The 1,393-nt window shown below is 54.8% G+C and carries 2 protein-coding genes; one reads left to right on the top strand and one right to left on the bottom strand.

Translation table 11 applies throughout. The features are described from left to right. Positions 1 to 399: 399 nt before the first annotated feature. Positions 400 to 753, top strand: coding sequence for a DUF6788 family protein (locus tag EXE41_RS18500; protein WP_137691782.1), 354 nt, complete (start codon positions 400 to 402; stop codon positions 751 to 753). Positions 754 to 812: 59 nt separating this feature from the next. Here EXE41_RS18500 and EXE41_RS18495 read toward each other — a convergent pair whose 3' ends face one another. Beyond that, the gene (locus EXE41_RS18495) at positions 813 to 1,244 is read right to left on the bottom strand and encodes a TRAM domain-containing protein (RefSeq protein WP_137691781.1); all 432 of its coding nucleotides are present in this window, start codon (positions 1,242 to 1,244) and stop codon (positions 813 to 815) included. Between the last annotated feature and the right edge of the window lie 149 nt (positions 1,245 to 1,393).

The raw sequence follows: 1,393 nt of genomic DNA, 5'->3' as shown, positions 1-1,393 counted from the left end.
TGACCCCCGATAATCCAGAGACGGTCCGTGGCACCTGCTCATTCTGTGGCGATACAGTTACCGGCCGACACGCGATCATCGAGTATGAAACAGATAGCGGTAGACCGGGCGTGTGGGCCGAATGCCCCGGCTGTGGCGAGATCGTCGATCCCATGAATGCTCAGTAAACAGTTCATCCAGCAAATTGTGAGACTCGAGCTGCCATCGACAACCCACCACGAGTGCCGTCACTGTGGATACAGCGTGGAGAAGGACGTCGATGAGTGTCCACAGTGTGGCTCTCGCGAAATTGCGGCCTACGATCTCGAGTAATTGCTGAAGTGCTCACCGTTGGGAGAGAAGATTCAATACCTTATGTAGCACCCGAACGCCAACATGGCTCCAATTGTTACATAAGGTATGGAGCACCCGTCACCACCCACCTCGCTCCCGAAGTATCTCGCAGAGGCGCTCCCAAAACAGGATACGGAGACACTTCAAGAGGTGCAGAACTACGTCGAGGCGCTCGTCGAGTATCGCGACCAGTCGGTCGACACCGAGGAGCTTCCGGAGGCTGCCGAGCCCGTCGAGGAGTCCGATAGCGAAGGAAGCGGGACCGTCGTCAAAGAGAAAGTCACCTGTGGGGACGACAGCTGTAAATGCGCAAGTGGGAATCCCGCGGATATGCACGGCCCGTATCTCTATCGCTACTATCGTGAGAAGGGGACGATGAAATCGGAGTACATCGGGAAGCCAGGAAGCGAGGAGGGTTGATCAGGACAGTCGTGGTTCCAACGATCCCAGTCAAATAGATAGTTGCCAGTAAAACGACGTTACAGCGCCCGTGAGTCGGGTTCGACGATGCTGGCAAACGCGACGTTCTCTTTGACTTGCTCGATCTCGACTGTTGGCTCATCACCCGGTTGTCCGCCGGGGACGATCACGACGTAGCCGCGTTCAACCTTCGCAATGCCGTCACCTTGATCACCAGTCGTCTCGATCGTCACGTTGCGGACTTCACCTTCATCTACGGGAGGACCGTCCGACGTCGGAGTTGGTTCTTGCGCAGCCGATTGGGGTTGCTCTTCCTGGGTCTTCTGGGTTGTCGAGGATTCTGATTTCAAGATCGCGACGCGATAGGTTTCGTCGGCAGCAAGCGCGTCGTGTTCGATTTCACTCGCGGGGACATCCACAATATACGACCCGTCACGTTCTTCGATTTGAGCACTAAACACAGAGCGAAGCGAATCAGAAATTTCGACCATCAGGTATCACGAGTTGTAGCTAGTCAACGTATCTAAATCTCGCGTTTTGCGCTACTCTGAGGTGGTAATCTAGTGTATGTTGAAGAGAACACGCAGATCCCGAACAGAAACTCCTCGAAAAGCTAGCAGGCCAGATCGGTCAGTACAGG

Origin of the sequence: Halorubrum sp. SD690R (assembly GCF_005435035.1) — an archaeon.
GTDB lineage: Archaea > Halobacteriota > Halobacteria > Halobacteriales > Haloferacaceae > Halorubrum > Halorubrum ezzemoulense.
The sequence above is the reverse complement of the archived record's forward strand: the minus strand, read 5'-3'. Positions and strand labels throughout refer to the sequence as shown.